The organism is Pseudomonas sp. S37, assembly GCF_016658545.1.
Taxonomy (GTDB): domain Bacteria; phylum Pseudomonadota; class Gammaproteobacteria; order Pseudomonadales; family Pseudomonadaceae; genus Aquipseudomonas.
Genome location: NZ_JACVZC010000005.1, coordinates 1 through 20,502, shown reverse-complemented (window position 1 = coordinate 20,502; position 20,502 = coordinate 1). Strand labels below are relative to the sequence as shown.

Below are 20,502 nucleotides of genomic sequence, written 5' to 3'. Positions count from 1 at the left end.
GTCAGAAGCTGCCTTTGAGTGGGTATTCGATGATCAGGTAGATGCGGTCGATGTCATCGCCGGCCTGGGCCTGGTTGGCACGGTGGCTGACGTGGGAGAACGACAGGCTCAGGTCTTTGGCGGCACCGGACTGCACCACGTACTTCAGGTCGATGTCGCGCTCCCAGTGCTTGCCGCCGTTGCCGTACTGGTTCACATAAGCGCCGCCTGCCGGGGCATGGCTGCCATCGATGCCGCGGCCACTGACGTAACGGCCCATCAGGCTAAGGCCGGGTACGCCGAGGGTGGCGAAGTTGAGGTCGTAGCGCAGTTGCCACGAGCGCTCGCCTGGGCCGTTGAAGTCGGCGTACTTGATCGAGTTGGCCAGGTAGATGGAATCGCCACCGACGAAGTCGAACGGGGTGTCGCCCTCCACCTTCTGGTAGGCCAGGCTCAGCGCCTGGGCGCCGAAGCTGTATTTTCCCAGCAGGCTGTAGGCGAGGGTGTCGATTGCCCCGGCGCTGGCGTTGCCAGTGTCGCGGGTGCTGTACAGGTTGCCGTCCAGGCGCCAGTTGCCTTCGGCCAGGTTCAGGTTGAGGTAGGCCTGGCGCCAGGTGTCCTGCAGTTGCCCGGCATACAGCGCACCGCCTAACGGGCCAGCGGGCGCGAACGTGGCGCCGGCCAGGCTGATGGCGCGGTTGTGGGTGGTGGCGCCGTAGCCGCTGAAGTCGTCGTGGGTCGAGCTGTTGTCCTGGTTGTTGAAGGCGGTGAAGCGCCCGGCCTGCAGGCGCCAGTCGGGCAGGTCGGTGTTTTCGACAAGCCAGCCGGTGGCGTATTCCGGGTGCAGGCGTTTGTCGCCGGTGTCGAACACCGGGGTTTCCACCATCATCTCGCCGTAGTGCAGTTGGGTGTTGCCCAGGCGCAGCTTTAGCGCGGCGCCGGCGCTGGAGTAGTCGGACTCGGCGCGGCCATCGCTGTCGCGTGGCAGCAGGCCGGTGCCGGCATGGCCGCGGCCGCCGTCGAGCTTGAGGCCGAGAAAGCCATGGGCGTCGATGCCGACCCCGACAGTGCCCTCGGTGAAGCCCGAGCGGACCTCGCCGATGAAACCCTGGGCCCATTCCTGGCGGTAGTTCTGGGCGCTTCCGGAGGGCGAGCGGAAGTCGCTGTGCAGGAAGTAGTTGCGGCTGAGCAGCGACCAGCCGGGTTCGTCGGCCTGGCTGAGGGCCGGGCACAGGGCAAGGGTGGCGAGCAGGGCGCGGCCTGGTCCGTGAGTGGCGCGGATCATGGGGGGCTCCGGGGGATGATCCGGGAGTGTGGGTGAAGGATAGGCCAGGGGTCTTGTAAGGGTGTGCTGGATGAAATTTGCATTTCCTGGACCGGCCCTTTCGCGGCTAAAGCCGCTCCCACAGGCACTACACAGTATTCTGCCCTGTGGTGAACACTGTGGGAGCGGGTTCACCCGCGAAAGGGCCGGTACAGGCGGCAACCAAATCAAGCCATATCGCTGATCGCAAACTCCTCAGCCAGATGATCGATCAATGCCCGCACCGAAGGCAGCAACCCACGCCGCGACGGGAAAATCGCATGCACGATGCCACACCGCGGGTGCCAGTCCGGGATCAGCTCCACCAGCCGCCCCGCGGCCAGGTCCTCGCGTACCGCCACCCGCGGCAAATGCGCAATCCCCACCCCGGCCACCACGAAATGGCGCAAGGCAAACAGGTCGTCGGTGACCATGCGCGGGGTATGCGGGATGACAATGCTGCGACTGGTGTCCTCGCCCTGAAACAGCTCCCACTGGTACTCCCGCTGGGCACTTCCCCAGTGCACGCTCGGCAGGGTGCCGAGCAACTGCGGGTCAAAACCCTTGGGCAGTTGCTCCAGGTACTGCGGCTGGCCAACCAGGCACTGGGTGCTGTTGCTCAGCACCTTCATCACCATGTCGGTGTTTTCCAACGGTGGAAAGCGCACCCGCAGGGCGATGTCGAAGCCCTCGTGCAGCAGGTCGACGCGGCGGTTGGTACTTTCGATGAACAGCTCCACCTGCGGGTACTTGAGCATGTAGCGGGTCAGCATCGGCCCGACCCAGGAGTTGAGCAGGGTGGTCGGGCAACTGATGCGCACCAGCCCGCGCGGTTCGCTGCGGTTGCGTTCGATGATCTCCGCCGCGCCTTCGGCCTCCACGCGCATGGCCAGGCAGCGGTTGTAGTAGGCCTGGCCAATCTCGGTGAGTGAGCAGTGGCGGCTGGTGCGGTGCAACAGGCGCACGCCCAGGCGGTCCTCCAGGTCGGCGATGCGCCGACTGAGCTTCGACTTGGGCATGTCCAGCGCCCGCCCGGCCGGGGCGAAGCCGCCGTGTTCGACTACCTGGGTGAAGTAGTAGAGGGAGTTGAGGTCTTCCAATGATCGGTCTCCGGGTATTCGGTTGCCTGTGCCGGCCTCTTCGCGGGTAAACCCGCTCCCACAGGATCACCACAGGTCCTGAGACTTGTGCACCTGTGGGAGCGGCTTTAGCCGCGAAGAGGCCGGCACAACCCTACAAATCCATCGTTCACAAAACGGAACGCTAAAGCCAGATTCTGCTAACTACCGCCGCAAAGGTGATGATTTTAATCTGTGCCCATCAACGCGAAACACCCCGAATTGCTGAAAAATTCATAACCCTTAGGAGCACAGACCATGAGCAAATTCACCTACAACCGCCTGAACAAAGACGACGCCGCCGTACTGCTGGTCGACCACCAGGCTGGCCTGCTGTCGCTGGTGCGTGACATCGAGCCGGACAAGTTCAAGAACAACGTGCTGGCCCTGGCTGACCTGGCCAAGTTCTTCAACCTGCCGACCATCCTCACCACCAGCTTCGAACAAGGCCCCAACGGTCCGCTGGTACCCGAGCTGAAGGAACTGTTCCCGGACGCGCCGTACATCGCCCGCCCAGGCCAGATCAATGCCTGGGACAACGAAGACTTCGTCAAGGCGGTGAAGGCAACTGGCAAGAAGCAGCTGATCATTGCGGGTGTGGTGACTGAGGTTTGTGTGGCGTTTCCGGCGCTGTCGGCTTTGGAAGAAGAATTTGAAGTGTTCGTGGTGACCGATGCTTCTGGCACTTTCAATGAAATGACCCGTGATGCAGCGCATGACCGCATGAGCCAGGCAGGGGCGCAGATGATGACCTGGTTTGGTGTGGCCTGTGAGCTGCACCGCGACTGGCGCAATGATGTGGAAGGGCTGGCGGCGCTGTGCTCCAACCATATTCCGGATTATCGGAACTTGATGACCAGCTATAACGCGTTGACTGCGGGGAAGTAACAGCCAGTAACCTGATGGCTGGACTCCACTGAGCGCCATCGTTGACTTGATGCAAGAGTGTTGTTAGCGTTTCAGTTGAGCGCGAAACCAACTGCCATTCAGCGGCAACAGTTGGCGTAGGAACCCCGTCGATGGCTGAATCATCAGCGTTGGGTGAGACCTCCACACCCCGGCTTGAGGGTGTGTATATGAATATCAAGCATGTTTACAGGGCCACTGGTGACAGTGGCCCTTTTCTTTGCTCGGCAGGCATGTGTATCGCTTGTAGAGCAGCTTCCCGTGGCGATGCTTGTTCAGAGCCTTCGCATCGCACTGCATGAAATTCCACAGCATTTTGCCTTTGTCGAGTGTTACGACCACCAGCATCTGCCGCTTGGTCTCGTAGACGCCTATGAAGGCAAGCCTGTTGGTGTCATTGGTGTATGCCACCTGCCACACTTCAAATGGTCCGATCAGTGTATCCAGAGCGACTTTTACATAGCGTTCCCGGGCGTCCTGTCGCTTTTCGACGATGTGATGGATGCAGCGACGCTGAATCAGGATGTCGCCCATTGGGCTTTTGACGATTACCCGGCTGGCATCTTCTCTGCTCAAGCCCAAGTGCTGTGCAGCAAGTTCAATTGCGGCGTCATGCGAGTCGGCAGCTGCTAGTTCTTCGATAGCCTGGGCGCGCAGTTCACGCGCAAGCGTTTTGAGGTCGGGCAGTTTTTCGTCCACCCAATTGTTCTGGCCCTTGCTCTCGGCGACTTTCGCGGTTGGGTGGTTGGGGCTCAATGAGATACCTGGCTGCGATGGGTGTCGCTGATGCGGTGGTGGCCAAGTGAGCCTAGAGAGAAGGGTTTTGTTGAACAATCAGACGCGGGGTGACGCGTTTTGTAGGGCGTTTCCTATATTGAGGCTGAGCAGGCCAGTCACCGCAGCCTGCTCATGGCGGATGTAATGCGCTTCAACTTACAGGCTGCGACTCAATCCCCTCCAACAATGCTTCAACCAACCCTTCTGCCATTTCAACTGCATTCAGGTTGCTCCAGAACAGGCTCTTGCCGGTTTCGTCCAGATGTTCCAGGGCTTTGTAGCCACAGTCGTATGCTCCGCGCAGGTACTGGGCGACATGCACCAAGGCGTCATGGGCGGAAACGCCCGGGTTTACTGTGAACAAGGGGGGTGGCCGGCATCGCAGCGGTTGAAGGCGCGTTGGGCTGTGTCGGGGAGGGGTGGATTGGGGACAATCTTTTTCATGGCAATTCCTTCTCTCGGGCTGAACTGCAACCACCCGTTTCCACGCAGAAGGCGGCAGTTGTACGCGGGGTGGAAAACCGGTGAGAAGGCAAGCCGGTTGGCCAAACGGCCACACGCGCACAACTGCCATTACGGCAGCCCTTCATCACATCCGGGTTTCCACACCCGATCGCTGAACCGACAGCGACCTGGTCAGCCTAGAGAGCAGGCTTCCCCCGGACAATCAGACGGGCGTCGACACGGTGCGTAGGATAAATCCTCGGGATTGGCGTGAGCGTAGGAAATGGTTCGCGGGGAAGTAGGACCTGGCTGAGAATCGGTCGATTTTTTGATGGGTTCTTCTGTGTTCGCGTAATGGCGGCGCTCGATCTCATAGGCGCTGCAACCCTCAAGCCATGCACTCAAAGGCCTCAATCCGCATCCGAATCAAACAACCGCTCCAGCTCCACCCGCGCCTCCTTGGCTGTTTGCATCACCTTGGCCCGGTCATCGCGCACCTGCCCCTGGGCCACCAGCACCTCTTCGTCATGCTGGGTAAATCGTGCAATCCGGTCCGCCGCCTGCGCATCACTCAAACCCAACCCCACCAGCGCGCGGCGGGTCATTTCCAGGCTGGAATAGAACGTCTCGCGAATCGGCTCTGCCCCCACATCCGCCAACTTGTGCACATGCTGGCGGTTACGCGCACGGGCCAGCACTTTCAGGTGCGGGTACAGGCGCTTCACCCGTTCTGCGGTATGAATGGCGGCTTCCGGGTCGTCGATGGTGATGATGAAGTACTCTGCCTCGCCCACCTTGGCCGCATGCAGCACTTCCGGGCGCAGCGGGTCGCCGTAGAACACCGGCACCTGTTCGAACATCCGTGTCATCTCGATGGTGTCCACCGAGGTTTCCAGGGCAATGAACGGGATCTTCTGTGCCCGCAGGATGCGCGCGACGATCTGGCCCATGCGGCCCATGCCGACGATCACCACCCGTGGCGTATCGGTCTGGATCTGCTTGTATTGCTCCGGCACTTCACGCACCGCTTGCGGGCGCTTGAGGGCGTGGGCGCAGCCAATCATCAGCAGCGGGGTAATGGCCATCGACAGAGTGATGGTCATCAGCAGCAGGTCGTAGGTCTGGGTGTCGAACAGGCCTTGGTCCTTGCCCAGCTTGAACACCACGAAGGCGAACTCGCCACCGGCCGCCAGCACCATGCCCAGGCGTAGCGCGCTGGCGCCGCTCAGGCCACCGGCCAGGCGGCCGACGCCGACCAGCAGCACCAGCTTCACCGCCACCAGCAGCAGGGTCAGGCCCAGCACTACCAGCGGCATTTCCAGCAGCAGGCGCAGGTTGGCGCCCATGCCGACGCTGATGAAGAACAGCCCCAGCAGCAAGCCTTTGAACGGTTCGATCTGCGATTCCAGCTCGTGGCGGTACTCCGAGTCGGCCAGCAGCAGGCCGGCGAGGAAGGCGCCCAGGGCCATGGAGATGCCGGCTTCTTCCATCAGCCAGGCGGTGCCGATCACCACCAGCAGCGCGGTGGCGGTAGACACTTCTGGCAGGCCGGTACGGGCCACGGTGCGGAACACCGGGCGCAGCAGGTAGCGGCCGCCAATGATCACCACGGCGATGCTGGCAAATACCTTCAGGCCGTGTTGCAGGCTGTCACCGTGGCTGGTGTCCGGGCCACTGGCGGCCAGCAGCGGGACCAAAGCAATCAGCGGGATCGCGGCGATGTCCTGGAACAGCAGGATGGCAAACGCCAGGCGCCCGTGCGGGGCATTCAGCTGCTTGCTCTCGGCCAGGCTTTGCAGGCCAAGGGCGGTGGACGATAGCGCCAGGCCCAGGCCGAGCACGATTGCGGCCGGTAGTGTCTGGCTGAAGCCGAACAGGGCAATGGCGCCGATCAGTGCACCGGTCAGCAGCACCTGGGCAGTGCCGACACCGAACACCGATTTACGCATCAGCCACAGGCGTTTGGGGGATAATTCCAGGCCGATGATGAACAGCAGCAGGACTACGCCCAGCTCGGAGATGTGCGCCACGCTCTCGGTGTCGCGTATCAGGCCCAGCGCTTGCGGGCCAATGACCACGCCGGCCAGCAGGTAACCGAGCACGGCCCCCAGTTGCAGGCGCTTGGCCAAAGGGACGGCGAGGACGGCGGCGAGCAGGAAGATCACCGCGGTTTGCAGAAGGCTGCCTTCGTGTGGCATTGGCTCGTACTCCATGAGCTGCCGGGGCAGCGTTTGAACAGTTTGGCGGACAATTCTGGGGGGCGGGGTGGCGTTAGACAATCCGCCATTGGGGAGAAAGATTGTCCTGAAAAATGAGACAGCCTGTGCAGGCCTCTTCGCGGGTAAACCCGCTCCTACAGGTACAGCGGAGCTTGCCAGACCTGTGCAATCCCTGTGGGAGCGGGTTTACCCGCGAAGAGGCCTGCACAGGAAAAACACTGGCTCAGGCCCCACCAAACTGCGCCCGATATTGCGCCGGCGTCATGCCAATCCGCTCGCAGAACACCTTGCGCATATGCCGGTCACTGCCAAACCCGCACTGCGCCGCCACCACCTTCAACGGCAGGTCGCCGCATTCAAGCAGCTTGCGCGCCCGGTCGATGCGCGCGTTCTGCAAGTACTGCAGCGGCGTAATCCCCACTTCACGCTGAAACGTGCGGGCAAAGTTGCGCGCGCTCATGGCCACCAGGTCGGCCATCTTCTGCACGGTGAATGCCTGCTCGATATGGTCGACGATGTACGCCTGCACGCGGGCAACCGGCGAATCATCCCGTGGCACCGCCGCCAGCAGCGGCCCGTACGGGGTCTGCCCGCCCTGGCGGTGGCGGGCCACCAGCAGCACCTTGGCCACTTCCAGTGCCAACGCCTTGCCGTGGTCTTCGGCCACTACCGCCAACGCCAGGTCGATGCCCGCCGTGATGCCGCCCGAGGTAATCAGGCAGCGGTCGATCACGTAGATCTGTTCGGTTTCCACCTTGGCCTCGGGAAACGCCCGCGCCAGCCGCTCGACGTAGTTCCAGTGGGTGGTGCAACGATAGCCAGCCAGCAGCCCGGCCCGGCCCAGCAGGAACACCCCGGTGCAGATGGCGCCGAAGCGCTTGGCACCCCGCACGGCCTGCGGTAGCCAGCGCTCGATCGCCGGCAGGGCGACGTCGTAGGCGCCCGGGCCGCCAGGCACCAGCAACAGGTCGACAGCATCTGGCAGATCCTCCAGGCGCAGGTCAGCCACCACTTTCAGCCCGCACGAGCCGCGCACCGCAGCTTGCCCTTCGGCCAGGGTGAGCAGCCGGTATTGCCGCTCGGCAGGTAAAAACCGGTTGGCGATGGCGAATGCGTCCATGGGGCCAGTGACGTCCAGCAACAGCACATCGTTGAACAGCACCATGGCCACGGTGCGGTGAGCGTTTACCTGCATGCTTGTTCGCTCGGTAGCTGAGTACAGCGAGCATCTTACGGTATACCGCTGCGCACAATTAAGAACAATTCAGCTTTGGCTCAGGACTTTGTCATGTGCCAGCGGCCAGACTTTCCCCACTGAACAGGAGAGTCGCCATGCACCCTGGGACGCCCCAAGCGCCGCTGCAAGCCCCCGGCGCACTGACGCCGGCGCGCTTGCGCCAAGCCAAGGAACTGATGCTGCGCAGCTCGCTGTCGATCATCGAGATCGCTGGCGTGTGCAACCTCACCCGCAGCCATTTTTCCCGCGCATTCAAGGTCAATACCGGCCTCTCGCCCCAGGCCTGGCGCCTGCTGGCGCGCATGGAAAAGGCCAAGCGCCTGCTCGCCACCGAGGCGCCGATCACCCACGTGAGCCTGGAGTGCGGCTTTTGCGACCAGGCCCATTTCACCCGCGCCTTCAGCCGCCTGGTCGGCCAGCCGCCGAATGCCTGGCGCCAGGCGCAAGCCATTTCTTAAGCCGAAGCTATCCGCCGGTATAGCCACTTGCGGGCAGTGCCGGGCCGTTTTCCCAACCCAAGGAGTCACCCCGATGAGCCAACCCGATTACAAGCGCCTGAACAAAGACGACGCCGTGGTCCTGCTGGTCGACCACCAGACTGGCCTGATCTCGCTGGTGCAGGACTTCTCGCCCAACGAGTTCAAGAACAACGTGCTGGCCCTGGGTGACCTGGCCAAGTTCTTTGGCCTGCCGACCATCCTCACCACCAGCTTCGAGCAAGGCCCGAACGGCCCGCTGGTACCGGAACTGAAAGAAATGTTCCCGGACGCGCCCTACATCGCCCGCCCAGGGCAGATCAACGCCTGGGACAACGAAGACTTCGTCAAGGCGATCAAGGCCACCGGCCGCAAGCAGCTGATCATCGCGGGTGTGGTCACCGACGTGTGCGTGGCGTTCCCGACCCTGTCGGCGCTGGCGGAAGGTTTTGAAGTGTTCGTGGTCACCGATGCCTCCGGCACCTTCAACGAAACCGTGCAGCAGGCTGCATGGGTGCGCATGACCCAGGCGGGCGCGCAGATGATGAACTGGTTCTCGGTGGCTTGTGAGCTGCACCGCGACTGGCGCAACGACATTGAAGGGCTGGGTAACCTGCTGTCGCAGCGTATTCCCAACTACCGCAACCTGATGAACAGCTACGCGGCGTTGACGTCGCGTTGATGTAAACCTGTGCCGGCCTCTTCGCGGGTGAACCCGCTCCCACAGATACATCACAGCATTTGAATTTTGTGTGGTGTCTGTGGGAGCGGCTTTAGCCGCGAAGAGGCCGGCACAGGCTATGAATGACTCACAGCCAGACTGAAACGAATCCGGCAGCCCCCCAGCTCCGACACCAGCGCCTGCAACTGCCCACCATGGGCCTGCACCACCGAGTTGCAGATCGCCAGGCCCATGCCCATGCCACTGCTCTTGGTGGTATAGAACGCCCCGAATACCCGCTCCCGTTCCTCAGGCGCAATCCCCGGCCCGTTGTCGTCCACGCAAATCTCCACCCGCTCACCCACCACTGCCGAGGCAATCCGCAGCTCGCCATCACTGCGATACCCCGCCAGCGCCTCCAGGCCATTGGTGATCAGGTTGAACACCAGCTGTTGCAGTTGCACCGGGTCGCCCATCACGCTCACGCCCGCCTGCAACCGCGTCTGCACGTTCACCGCGCCCTTGGCGGCATCGGCCGAGGTCAGGCGCACCACCTCGCGGATCAGTTCGTCCAGCTTCACTGCCTTGAGTTGCACCGGCGACTGTTTGGCCAGTGAGCGCAGCGCCCGCACGATGTTGGCGGCACGCTCGCTGTCGTTGCGGATGTCCTCCAGGCCGGCAATCGCTTCCTCCAGGTCGGGTTTGGCACGTTTCAGCCAGCGCAGGCTGGCGGCGGCGTTGGAGGTGATGCCCAGCAGTGGCTGGCTGATCTCGTGGGCGATGGACGCCGACAGCTCGTTCATGACTTGCAGGTGCGCAGTGCGCGCAAGCTCTGCGCGCGAATGGCGCAGTTCCGCCTCTATCTGCGCGCGGCTCTGGTTGTCTTCTGCCAGGCGCGTATAGAACTTGGCCGTCTGCAGCGACACGGCGGCCTGCGATGCAAGGATTTCCAGCATGGCCAGGCGCTGGCTGCCGAACAGGTTGGGCACCAGGCGGTTTTCCAGGTACACCAGGCCGATCAGTACGCCCTGGAGTACCAGCGGCAGGCACAGCACCGAGCGGGCGTTGCGTGCCTTGAGCTCCTGGCGGAGGGCCTCGGGGCACTCACTTTGGGCATCGTTGAGTACCAGCGGCTTGCGCGTGCGCATGGTGGTGTTGATCACCGACAGCGGCGCCTGGGTCATGAACTTCTGGCAGTTGTCCATGCTCACGTGCAGCCCGGCATCGTCGATGTAGGCAAGGGCGGCCATCTGGAATTCGGCGCCACTGACGATCAGCAAGGCACCGTGGTCGGCGCCGGAATGCTGGGTCAGGTGGCCCATCAGGGTTTCGATCAGGCCTTCGAGCAGCACTTCTTCGGACAACGCCCGCGCGGCTTCGATACCGGCCTCAAGGTCCAGCCTGGCCTGGTGGGTGGCGCGTTGGGTTTCCTGGATCGGCTGGGTACGCAAGAACGGGTGCAGCGTCTCCAGCTGGTGCACCTTGCCGGTGGCGCCCCAGATATGGAAGCAGTCACGGGCGATGCGCAGGTGCAGGTTGGCACCGGAGATCAGGCCGCTGGGGATGCACACCTCGGCCAGTTGTTCGTGGGCCAGTGCCTGTTCGTGGATGAACCCGGCGGCGGTGGCGGCGATCTGCGCCTGGTCGAAGCAGCGGATGGCGGCCAGCCCGTCACCCTCCAGCTTGGCGATCACCCCTTCGATCAGCAGCAGTTTGTTGCGGAAGGTGGCGGGGTTGAAGCCGGCCCAGTGGCCAAACCGCTCACGCAGGGCCTGCAACTCACCCAGCTTGTCGGCAAGGTTGCCGGGGGCCTCCGGGCTGCCCAGGGCCAGGCCACGGAACAGGTGGTAGTCGGCCAGGTTGATGTGCACCGGCGCGGCCCAGGCGTAGTCACCGGCCTGGGCCAGGTTGCGCATGGCCGTCGGGTGGTTGCCCAGGTAGAAGGCGCACATGCCGTCGAACAGATGCTGGAAGAACCGCGTGGTGGGCGAATGCGAGGGCGCGACCGCGGCCGGGCAGGGCGTGCCGCTGAGGTGGGCGACGAACGCCTGCTGGGCCAGCAGGATCTGTTCGACATCGCGGTAGCCATGGCGGCGCACGGTGGCCAGGCCTTGTGCTATTTCCTCGGCCACCTCCGGTAGGTAGCGGCCCATGATCAGCGAGTCGGAAACCAGGTGGTTGCAGGCGTGGCAGCTCATCGCCAGGTCACCACTCAGGTGCGCCGACTCAACGGCCTCAAGCGCTGTGCGGCGGGCGAATTCCATGGGCGAGGTCCACGCGCTGACCTGGTCAAGGGCCAGTAGCGCGCTGCTCAGGTCCGCCTCGAAACCGTGGCGCTCGATGAGCTTGAGCGCAGCCAGGCAGTAGGCGTGGCCATCGTGGTAAGCGCCGAAGCGTTCGGCGCGCATCACCCCGTACCAGGCCAGGCCGTAGGTGCTGCCCGGGGCCACGCCATGCAACAGCGACAGTTCCATGAGCTTGGCCAGGTGCAGGAAGCACAGGTCGTCCTGCACCAGGAATGATGACGACAGGGTGGCCAGCAAGCCGATTGCCAGTGCCACGTGTTCCGAATCGGTGCGCGGTAGCGATTCCAGGCAGTGGCGGCCTTGCTGCTCGATCAAGGCCTGCACGCGGGCATGGCTGGCGTCCACCTGTTGCGGGTCAAGGCCCAGAGCCAGGTGGATGCCCAGCATCTCCAGGCCGGACAGCGCGCTGCCAATGGCTGCCTGATGGTCGCCCTGCAAGGTATCAAGGCGTGCCTGCAGCTGACACACCCTGGCCCGGTCCAGGGTCGAGCGTGCGCGCTGGCGGCACTCGCTGAGCTGGACCTCGGCGGCGGCCACGCGCGCTAGCTGCAAGTCGCACTCCGCGGCCATGCTGCAAATGGCAAAGCCAAGCGTGATGCGGCTTTGCAGCGTGCTGCCGTGGTTTAGCAGCTGTTCGGCCGTGTGCAGGTAGCCGGCGGCCTGTTCATAGGCGCCGCTGTCGCGCGCGCGCAATGCCGCTTCGTGCAACAGCTGCAGGAACACTGCGCGGTCATCCGTGGCAAACCCGCAGGGGCTGGCGCGTTGCAACTGATGGGTGATCTCGAACAGCAGCTCATGCAAACGCTCTGGCCAGGCCCGGAGCATGGCCAGGGCAATGTGTGCATGCAGCGATTCGCGCGCTTGCACCGGCGTCAGCTCGTAAGCCGCCTCCAGCACCCGGTCATGAACAAAGCCCAGGCCGTTCGGGCCCGAAAGCAGAAAGCCCGCGCCAATCAAGGCCTGCAACGGATCACCCGGTGCATGCCCAAGGGCCAGGCGCAGTACGGCTTCATCACATCGGTTACCCGCTGCACTGGCAATGCGCAGCACATCGCGCTGTGGCGCGGGCAGGCGCGCCAGGCGGTGGATCATCAGGTCGGCAACATTGTCGGAGTAGCGGTGCCGGGCTACAGCCTGCGGGCACCATGACCAGCGCATGGCCTGGGTGTCGAAGGTGAACAGCTGGTCCTCGACCATGGCCCTGAGAATCTGGTTGATGAAGAACGGGTTGCCAGCCGTCTTCTCGTGTACCTGCTCGGCCAGTTGCAACGCCGCGCCGGGGTCGACGTGGTAGCGTTCGCCGATCAGCTCGGCCACTGCCCCAACGGCCAGCGGGCGCAAGTTCAGGGTGGTGCTGTGCACCGTGGCGGGGACGGCAAGTGGCGCATGGTTGGCGTGGGTGTCATTACGCCGGGCTACGATCAACAGCAGGTTGCCGGGCGTGTTTGCCAGCAGTTGTGCCAGTAGCTGCCGGGAGGCGTCATCGACCCACTGCGTGTCGTCAAGGAACAGCACCAGGGGGAGGCCAGGGCGGCTGAATACCTGAAGAAACTCGACGACCGCCTGCTGTTCTTTCTGCAGTGCCAGGCGCGTAGGTTTGGCTGGCAGCTCAGGCAGGGGGCCGAGGATCAGTTGCAGGTCTGGCGCCAGCTTGCCGAGCAGGCGGCCGTGGCCTTTGATGCGGCGCAGGATTTCACGCCGCAAGGTGTCGAGGTCTTGGCTGTTCTTGGCCAGCAACTGGTTGGTCAGCGCGCCGAGGATCTCGACCCAGGGGGCGTAGGGCACCGCCTGGGCCAGGCTGTTGCACTTGCCGACGGCCCAGTAACCTTCGGCGTTGGCCTTCAGTGCCGCCTCGACCAGGCTCGACTTGCCCATGCCGGCGGCGCCGTTGATATGCAGCGTTTGTGGCTTGCTGTTGCGGCGCAAGCCCTTGAGCAACAGGGCGATGGCCTTCTGCTCAGCGTTGCGGCCATACAGGCGGGTGCTATTGGCCGCGACCGGGTCGGCGCAGCCTGGCTCGAAGGCGACCAAGTGCTTGTTGGCGGCCCATTGCCGCTGGCAGTGGCCCAGGTCCACCGCCAGCGCGTGGGCGCTCTGGTAGCGGGCGTCCGGCTCTTTGGCCAGCGCCTTGCTCAGTACCCTGCTCAGTGGCAGCGGCACGTTGCTATCCACTTCGCAGGCCGCCCTTGGCTGCACACCGGCATGCAGCTGCCGCCAGTGCTGGGTATCGCGCCCGACCAGCGGCAGCTCGCCGAGCAGCAGTTGGTAGAGGATCGCGCCCAGGGCATAGATGTCGCTTCGCTGGTCGCTGTTGCTGCCGTGCGGGCAGACTTGCTCGGGCGCCAGGTAGGCCCAGTTGCCCAGGGGCGTGCCCTGTTCGCTGATCAGTTGGGCGGGGGTGGCACGAAAGCAACCCAGTCGTACTCGCTGGTTTCCCTGCAGGTACACGTGCGCTGGCTGCAGTGCACCGTGCAGTACATTGCGTTGGTGGGCCAGGGCCAGGGCCGTCGCGGCGTTCAGCGCAATGTCGAGAAATGGCTCCAAAGCCAGCGGGCCGTCGTCAAGCAGGTCGGCGACCGAGTGGCCAGCCGGATACACCAGCAGCGGGCCTTCGGCAGAACGCACGAACGCGGAGGGTATTACCGCCCACTGCGGGTCCAGCGCCAGCCGGTAATCGCGTTCCAGGCGCTGGCAGGCGGCGGGGGCTTCAAGCGGCGCGCGCACAGCGACCCAGGCGTGCTGGGTAGCGGGATCGTGCAGGCGAAAGTAGCTGAGCTCGCCTTCCTGCCCCAATGCAGTGATCTGGCAGCGGTTCAGCCAGCCCTCGTCGACCGACTGATCGAAATCGATGGGCCTGTGGGCAAGGCGTTCATCGAGCATAAAGCACCCCCTGCTAGCGACATCCAGAGGCGCGAGTATACGCAGCGGGCCCAGTGCGGATGCGGGTTGCAGCCGGCTTGGCAGGAACGGGCACGCTGTTGTCCGTTATCGTACCCTGGCTGTTGCCGGGCGCTTGTATAGTCGTTGGGCCAACCTATCCCTCGGGATAATTGTCTGAACGCGTACGCAGGCCTAGGCTGCCCGGGGCTGCGCAAACGCCCGTGCCCGTGTGAGGAAGCCATGATCCGAGTAGGCAATGCCCAGGTGTCGCTGGAGCGGCGAGAAGTGTTTCTCGACGGCAAGCCGATCCTGTTGGGCGGCCGTGCGTTCGAGGTGCTGGCCACGCTGATCAAGGCCAAGGGCCGGGTGGTCGGCAAGGACGAGTTGTTCAGCCAGGTGTGGGCCGGCACGGTGGTCGAGGACAACAACCTGCAGGTGCAGGTGTCGTTGCTGCGCAAGGCTTTTGCCGACCGCGGCCTGATCCAGACGGTGCCACGACGTGGCTACCGCCTGGCCGCCGAGATCAGCTTCGATGCCCCTGGCCGGGCACTGGGGCACTTGCCGTTGCGCGCGGGGGCCGACAACCTTGAACCGTCGGGCGACAGCGCGGACGTGCCGGTACTGGTGGTGGACGATGACCCGTCGGTACGCACGGCGCTGGGCCGCCTGCTGCGCTCGCAGGATATTGCGCATCATCTGTTTGCCAGTGCCGAGGCGTTGTTCGAAGCCCGCCTGGAAACCCCCTATGCCTGCCTGCTGCTGGACATGCACCTGCCTGATACCACCGGCCTGGACGTGCAGGACACGCTGCGCCGGCTGGCGCTGCCCTGGCCAATCGTGTTCATGACTGGCTTCGGCACCATTCCGATGACCGTGCAGGCCATGCGTGCCGGTGCCGTGGAGTTCCTGACCAAGCCTTTTGACGAAGACCAGTTGCTGGCGCTGCTGCAGGTGGTGCGCCAGCGGGCCGTGGTCGATGGGCGCAAATGGCGCCATGCGCGGCAGGTCGAAGAAAAGTACCAGCGCCTGACCCCGCGTGAGCGCCAGGTGTTCTCGCTGGTGGTGGATGGCTTGTCGCACAAGCAGATTGCCCGGCAGATTGGCACCAGCGAGGTGACCACCAAGGTGCACAAGAAGAACATCATGAACAAGATGCAGTCCCGCTCGCTGGTGGAGTTGGTGGCCATGCACAACGTGATTGGTACACCGCCCGAGGGCTTGGCTGGCGCATGATCAGATGGGTGTGCATCGTCGACGACGATGCTTCGGTGCGCAAAAGCCTGGCCAACCTGTTGCGTTCGGCCGGGTTCGAGACCTTGTCGTTTGCTGCCGGCGATGTGTTTCTGGCCTCCGAGCTGCTCCACCAGGCCGGTTGCGTGTTGCTCGACCTGAAGATGTCGGGGATGAATGGGTTGGCGGTGCAGCGTGAGCTGGCGCGGCTGCAGTGCTCGGTACCGGTGATCTGCATGTCGGCGCATTGGGATGAGGGTGCGGTGCAGGCGGCGATGGGGCAAGGGGCGCTGGCCTGTCTGGCCAAGCCGTTTTCTGAAGAGGTGTTGTTGAGGGTGGTTGAAGAGGCGTTGGCTGGCAGTTGGTAAGGTGCTGCCTGGACTGGCCTCTTCGCGGGTAAACCCGCTCCTACAGGGGTATCGATAATCTCTGAAGCTGTGCTGGCCCCATGTAGGAGCGGGTTCACCCGCGAAGAGGCCGTCAGCTTTATTACTTGCCTCAGCACACCCGCGCAATCAATCAATGGGCAAACGCGCCATGCTCCACCGGTTGATCGATTAGCGAGCCCCTAGCCATGCCACGCCTGAAAGCCTTCCTCGACCCTCAATCCCCAACCCTGACCGCCCTCGGCCTACTGTTCATGCGGATAACGGCCGCCTTCCTGCTGCTCTTCATTCACGGCCTACCCAAGCTGCTGGACTGGAGCGGGGAGTTGCAGCGCATTGAAGACCCCTTCGGCTTGGGAGCGCCGCTGACCTTGGGCCTGGCGATTTTTGCCGAAGTGCTTTGCCCGCTGTTGCTGCTGCTGGGGATCGCCGCCCGCCTGGCTTGCCTGCCGGTGCTGGCGGTCTTGCTGGTGGCGCTGGTGGTGGTGCACCCGGACTGGACGCTGGAGCAGGGGCAATTTGCCTGGTTGCTGGTGGCGCTTTATGGCGGGCTGGCCTTGACCGGGCCGGGGGCGTATTCACTGTCTGCACTTATCTGGCAGAGCAAGATTGCCTGATGAATTCTGGGGCCGCTTTGCGGCCCATCGCGACGCAAGGCCGCTCCTACAGGCTATCGCGTTCCTTGTAGGAGCGGCCTTGCGTCGCGATGGGCTGCAGAGCAGCCCCGGCAATCTAACTGCTCCCCGGTCGGTACTGCAGAGCCTCGGCCAGATGCGCCCGGCCAATTGCCTCGCATCCCTCCAGATCTGCCAGCGTCCGCGCCACCTTCAACAACCGGTGCGCCGCTCGCAATGACAGGGTAAGCCGTTCACAGGCACCTTCCAGCCAGACCTGGTCCGCTGCCGCCAATCTGCAATGTCGGCGTAGCCCTTCCAGGTTTAAAAACGCATTCGCACACCCTTGCCGTTTGTGCTGCAGCTCCCGCGCCGCGGCCACCCTGACGGCAACATCGGCACTGGTTTCACCGCAAGGCTGGTTGTTCAACGTCGTGCTTTCGCGGGCCACGGTCAGGTGCAGGTCAATGCGGTCCAGCAGTGGCCCGGACAGTTTGTTGCGATAGCGCGCGATCTGCTCGGTGCTGCAGCGGCAGCGCCCGGTAGGGTCGCCCAGGTAGCCACAGGGGCAGGGATTCATCGCTGCCACCAGCTGGAAGCGAGCGGGGAAACGCACCTTGTCGCGGGCCCGGGCAATCACGATCTCACCTGACTCCAGCGGCTCGCGCAATACTTCCAGCACGCGCCGCTCGAACTCCGGCAATTCATCGAGAAACAGCACGCCATGGTGGGCGAGGGTGATCTCACCGGGTTGCGGCCGGCTGCTGCCACCGACCAGCGCCGGGCCGGAGGCGGAGTGGTGGGGGTGGCGAAACGGTCGCTGTGGCCAGCTATTCAGCGGCGCATGCCCGCTGACCGACTGGATCGCCGCCACTTCCAGCGCCTCGTGCTCGTCCAGCGGTGGCAACAGCCCAGGCAGACGGCTGGCGAGCAAGGTCTTGCCGGTGCCGGGTGGCCCGGTGAATAGCAGGTTGTGCGCCCCCGCCGCCGCCAGCAACAAAGCACGCTTGGCCGCCAGCTGGCCCTGCACTTCGCTCAGGTCCGGGTAGGGCCGTTGTTGCAGGATCAAGCCGTTGGCCGCATAGGGCGGCAGTGGCACCTGGCCGTTAAGGTGGGCGACCAGCTCCAGCAGGTGGCCCACCGCATACACCACCAGGCCGCCGGCCAGGCTGGCTTCTTCGGCATTTTCCCGGGGCACCACCAGCGCCCGGCCTGCTTCGCGTGCTGCCAGTGCTGCCGGCAGCACGCCCTGCACCGGGCGCAACTTGCCAGACAGTGCCAGTTCGCCCAGGCACTCGACGTCGGCCAGTATGGCGCTTGGCACCTGGCCGTCGGCGGCGAGGATGCCCAGGGCGATGGCCAGGTCGTAACGCCCGCCATCCTTGGGCAGGTCGGCAGGGGCGAGGTTCTGGGTGATGCGCCGTTGCGGGTACTTCAACCCGGAATTGACGATGGCGCTGCGTACCCGGTCCTTGCTTTCCTTGACCGTGGTTTCTGGCAGGCCGACCAGGGTGAGATGGGGCAGGCCATTGGTGAGGTGGGTTTCGACGCTGACGGCGGGTGCCTGCACGCCCACCTGGGCGCGGCTATGGACGAGGGCTAGGGACATGGACGCTCCGTTGTCGCTGACAGGGGCCGCTTCCTGCGGCTGTGCATAGAATAGCCAGCGCGGCCACGGCAGGCGCAACAAGTGTGCGTCGTGGTTTTTCAAGGCAGGGTTTTTTCCTGTCTTTTCAGGTTGCCCGGCAAAAATGGATCCAATAGCCTTTGCGCAGGTGCCGGGTATGGCTTAGTGTTATCAGGCAACTGCAGTTGCCATGGAATGGCACCGCGTCTTCTTTCAAATGGATTTGGGGTATTGCTCCGTGCAAACGCTTACCCGCACTCGCCAGGTAATCCGCGAACTGGTGCAGGCCAGTGCATTCGTTGAACTCAACCGCTTTTTCGACAGCCTCCAGGCGCAATGGCATCAGGCCCCGCCTGGCGAGTTTCCCGCCTATCTGGCGGCCATCGAAGGGCACCTGTTGGCCGACGTGGATAACCACGGCGACAAAGCCCTGAGCCTGGTGCTCAAAGCCTGGATCGACGCCTGCCCCAAGGCCTACCACCCGCAGGTGGTAATGGGTATGCACTGTTTCCACCGGGCTTGCCAGGTACAGGGCAATGGCCCGCGCAGCGCAGCACGCACGCTGGCCGTCGAGCAAATAGGTGAAACCGCGGCTGCGCACTTGTTGCGTGCCATGGACCGTTCTGCGCAACCGGTGGCAGCGGCCATTGGCATGCTGCGTATCAGTGCGCAGCTGCGCGAGCCTGGCTGGTTGGTCGAACTGTTTCAGGGGCAGCCTGCGCGCTCCAGGCCCAGCGCCCATGCTGATGTGGAGGTGCAGGAAGCCGCAGCGCCGATGCTGGTGAAACATGGGGTGATGCCCTTGGCCGAGCTGCCACAGGGGTTGCCAGCATGCTTGGCCAGGCGGGTCGAGCATGAAAACCAGGACGCCCGCTATTACTGGCTACGCCATGCACTGGTCGCGCGCCCTGCTTGCTTCGAAGCCATTCAGGCCCTTGCTGTCTACCTGCTGCCGCGCTGGGGGGCCAGCGCTGACGCGCTTGAACTATTGGCCAATGGCCCATTGTGCGCAACCTGGGACGAAAGCCTGCGTAACGCATTGCGCTGGATGGCGGTCGAAGAGCGGCTGGTGTTGCCCCATGCCGACCAGCTGCAAGCTGTCGCCGATTGGCAGCAGTTGTTCGATGCCTGGTCACAACGCCAGCTGAGGCCCAGGGAGCGCGCGTTGCTGCTGGCCTGGCGAGGCGCGCTGCACAGCAGTGCATTACACGATCAGGCCGGCGCCATGCGCGACTTTGCGGCGAGCCTGGCGTGCAATGCCGATCACGGTGCGATCCAGGCCATGGGTGAGCCCTTCCATTGCCTGGCCAAGCTGATACTGCGCGATGGCAGGGCAGATGAACAGCAGTTGTTGCGTCGTGCCATCGAGCGCCTGTGCGATGGCCGTTCGCATGCGGGCGCCTGTGCATTGCGTGCCGCCGGTCACCGCTTTGGCTTGTGGGGGCTGCCGCGCTCGGCCGAGCAGGCCCGGGTATGGTCGCAGCGGGCGGTGAAGCGCCAGCAAGCGGGCCAGGCGCCGGGCTTCGAGGTGCTGGCAGTGGCGCGCCTGCTGTGGGTTGCCAACCGGCATGAGGTGGCGTGTTACCTGTATGAACGCTGTGCCGAACTGAACCTGCCGGGGGCGGCCCTCGGTTTGTACGAGTTGCACCATGGCGGTCTGGGCAATACTCCGGAGCATTACCTGGACGACGAGGCCGCCGAATATTGGCTGTTGCGCGCCGTAGAGGCGGGCAGCCGCCGGGCCAAATACAACCTGGCTTGCCTGCGCATGGAGGGGGACGAAGACCTGAGCGAGCGCAGTGCAATGCTGGCCGTAAGGCGCCTGTTGGTTGATGCACTGGACAATGCGCAGACCAATGCCCGTGCGCGTTTGCATCTGGGCATGCTGCTGCGCCAGTTTGGCGAACCGCAGGAGCGGGCCGAGGCGGTGGCCTACCTGTTGAGCCTGGTCGAGCACCCGGACCCGGGTATTGCCGCGCGTGCCAGTGCCGAGCTGGGGTTAGCCTGGATGCAGGGGCATGGTACCCGCAAGCAAAGCCGCTTTGCTGCCATCGAATGGGTTAACCGTGCGGCGAACTTGCAGCCGGGGGACACGGCTATCGAGGACATACAGGCCGAGATCCTCAATTCGCATAACCGGGTGAAAACCTTGTTTACCCAGTGTGGTGCAGCGCTTTTCCGCGGCACCTTGCATGCCAGTGAGCTGCCGCCTGCGTGAACTCGCGCAGGCTTTGTAGGAGCGGCCTTGTGTCGCGATCGGGCTGCAAAGCAGCCCCCGGGTTCCAGCGACACTGCACACATTGCCGGGGCCGCTTTGCGGCCCGATCGCGACACAAGGC

At 63.9% G+C, this 20,502-nt stretch carries 14 protein-coding genes and 1 pseudogene; 7 read left to right on the top strand and 8 right to left on the bottom strand.

Going from position 1 to position 20,502, the window contains the following annotated elements; genetic code table 11:
• Position 1: 1 nt before the first annotated feature.
• Both IAE39_RS03315 and IAE39_RS03310 read right to left on the bottom strand, forming a co-directional pair.
• Entirely contained in the window at positions 2-1,264 is a 1,263-nt protein-coding gene (locus tag IAE39_RS03315) for an OprD family porin (protein WP_201199387.1), read from the bottom strand.
• Between the two features lie 206 nt (positions 1,265-1,470).
• Positions 1,471-2,382, bottom strand: coding sequence for a LysR substrate-binding domain-containing protein (locus tag IAE39_RS03310; protein WP_201199385.1), 912 nt, complete (start codon positions 2,380-2,382; stop codon positions 1,471-1,473).
• A 276-nt stretch (positions 2,383-2,658) separates the two neighbouring features.
• Between IAE39_RS03310 and ycaC (IAE39_RS03305) the strand changes: the two genes are divergently transcribed.
• Positions 2,659-3,288 (top strand): isochorismate family cysteine hydrolase YcaC, encoded by a 630-nt coding sequence (ycaC, locus tag IAE39_RS03305; RefSeq protein ID WP_201199382.1) that lies wholly within the window; start codon positions 2,659-2,661, stop codon positions 3,286-3,288.
• A 195-nt stretch (positions 3,289-3,483) separates the two neighbouring features.
• Here the strand turns inward: ycaC (IAE39_RS03305) and IAE39_RS03300 are convergent, their stop codons facing one another.
• From IAE39_RS03300 to IAE39_RS03285, 4 genes and pseudogenes are all read right to left on the bottom strand, one after another.
• A complete protein-coding gene (locus tag IAE39_RS03300) occupies positions 3,484-4,062 on the bottom strand; it encodes a PBECR2 nuclease fold domain-containing protein (RefSeq protein WP_201199380.1) in 579 nt (192 codons plus the stop codon).
• A 172-nt stretch (positions 4,063-4,234) separates the two neighbouring features.
• Positions 4,235-4,527: pseudogene (locus IAE39_RS03295) on the bottom strand (hypothetical protein).
• A 410-nt stretch (positions 4,528-4,937) separates the two neighbouring features.
• Entirely contained in the window at positions 4,938-6,725 is a 1,788-nt protein-coding gene (locus IAE39_RS03290) for a monovalent cation:proton antiporter-2 (CPA2) family protein (protein WP_201199378.1), read from the bottom strand.
• Positions 6,726-6,969: 244 nt separating this feature from the next.
• Positions 6,970-7,941, bottom strand: coding sequence for a GlxA family transcriptional regulator (locus IAE39_RS03285; RefSeq protein WP_201199368.1), 972 nt, complete (start codon positions 7,939-7,941; stop codon positions 6,970-6,972).
• Between the two features lie 137 nt (positions 7,942-8,078).
• Here IAE39_RS03285 and IAE39_RS03280 point away from each other — a divergent pair, with 137 nt between their 5' ends.
• Together IAE39_RS03280 and ycaC (IAE39_RS03275) are read left to right on the top strand one after the other, a co-directional pair.
• On the top strand, positions 8,079-8,441 hold the full coding sequence (locus IAE39_RS03280; RefSeq protein ID WP_201199366.1) for a helix-turn-helix domain-containing protein: 363 nt from the start codon (positions 8,079-8,081) through the stop codon (positions 8,439-8,441).
• Positions 8,442-8,514: 73 nt separating this feature from the next.
• Positions 8,515-9,141, top strand: coding sequence for an isochorismate family cysteine hydrolase YcaC (ycaC, locus tag IAE39_RS03275; protein ID WP_060498171.1), 627 nt, complete (start codon positions 8,515-8,517; stop codon positions 9,139-9,141).
• 116 nt (positions 9,142-9,257) lie between these two features.
• Here the strand turns inward: ycaC (IAE39_RS03275) and IAE39_RS03270 are convergent, their stop codons facing one another.
• Entirely contained in the window at positions 9,258-14,306 is a 5,049-nt protein-coding gene (locus tag IAE39_RS03270; protein WP_201199363.1) for a trifunctional serine/threonine-protein kinase/ATP-binding protein/sensor histidine kinase, read from the bottom strand.
• 240 nt (positions 14,307-14,546) lie between these two features.
• On the opposite strand from IAE39_RS03270, the gene IAE39_RS03265 reads away from it, so the two are divergent.
• The 3 genes from IAE39_RS03265 (at position 14,547) to IAE39_RS03255 (ending at position 16,539) form a co-directional block, all read left to right on the top strand.
• Positions 14,547-15,539, top strand: a complete 993-nt coding sequence (locus IAE39_RS03265) for a response regulator (RefSeq protein ID WP_201199362.1) — start codon at positions 14,547-14,549, stop codon at positions 15,537-15,539.
• Complete coding sequence (locus IAE39_RS03260; RefSeq protein ID WP_201199361.1) at positions 15,536-15,904, top strand: response regulator transcription factor; 369 nt, start codon at positions 15,536-15,538, stop codon at positions 15,902-15,904. The genes IAE39_RS03265 and IAE39_RS03260 overlap by 4 nt, the downstream gene beginning before the upstream one ends.
• Before the next feature lie 206 nt (positions 15,905-16,110).
• The gene (locus tag IAE39_RS03255; protein ID WP_201199360.1) at positions 16,111-16,539 is read left to right on the top strand and encodes a DoxX family protein; all 429 of its coding nucleotides are present in this window, start codon (positions 16,111-16,113) and stop codon (positions 16,537-16,539) included.
• 115 nt (positions 16,540-16,654) lie between these two features.
• On the opposite strand, the gene IAE39_RS03250 is transcribed toward IAE39_RS03255, so the two are convergent.
• Positions 16,655-18,145, bottom strand: a complete 1,491-nt coding sequence (locus tag IAE39_RS03250; protein ID WP_201199359.1) for a YifB family Mg chelatase-like AAA ATPase — start codon at positions 18,143-18,145, stop codon at positions 16,655-16,657.
• A 256-nt stretch (positions 18,146-18,401) separates the two neighbouring features.
• Here IAE39_RS03250 and IAE39_RS03245 point away from each other — a divergent pair, with 256 nt between their 5' ends.
• A complete protein-coding gene (locus tag IAE39_RS03245; protein WP_201199358.1) occupies positions 18,402-20,381 on the top strand; it encodes a DUF4034 domain-containing protein in 1,980 nt (659 codons plus the stop codon).
• The last annotated feature ends 121 nt before the right edge of the window (positions 20,382-20,502 follow it).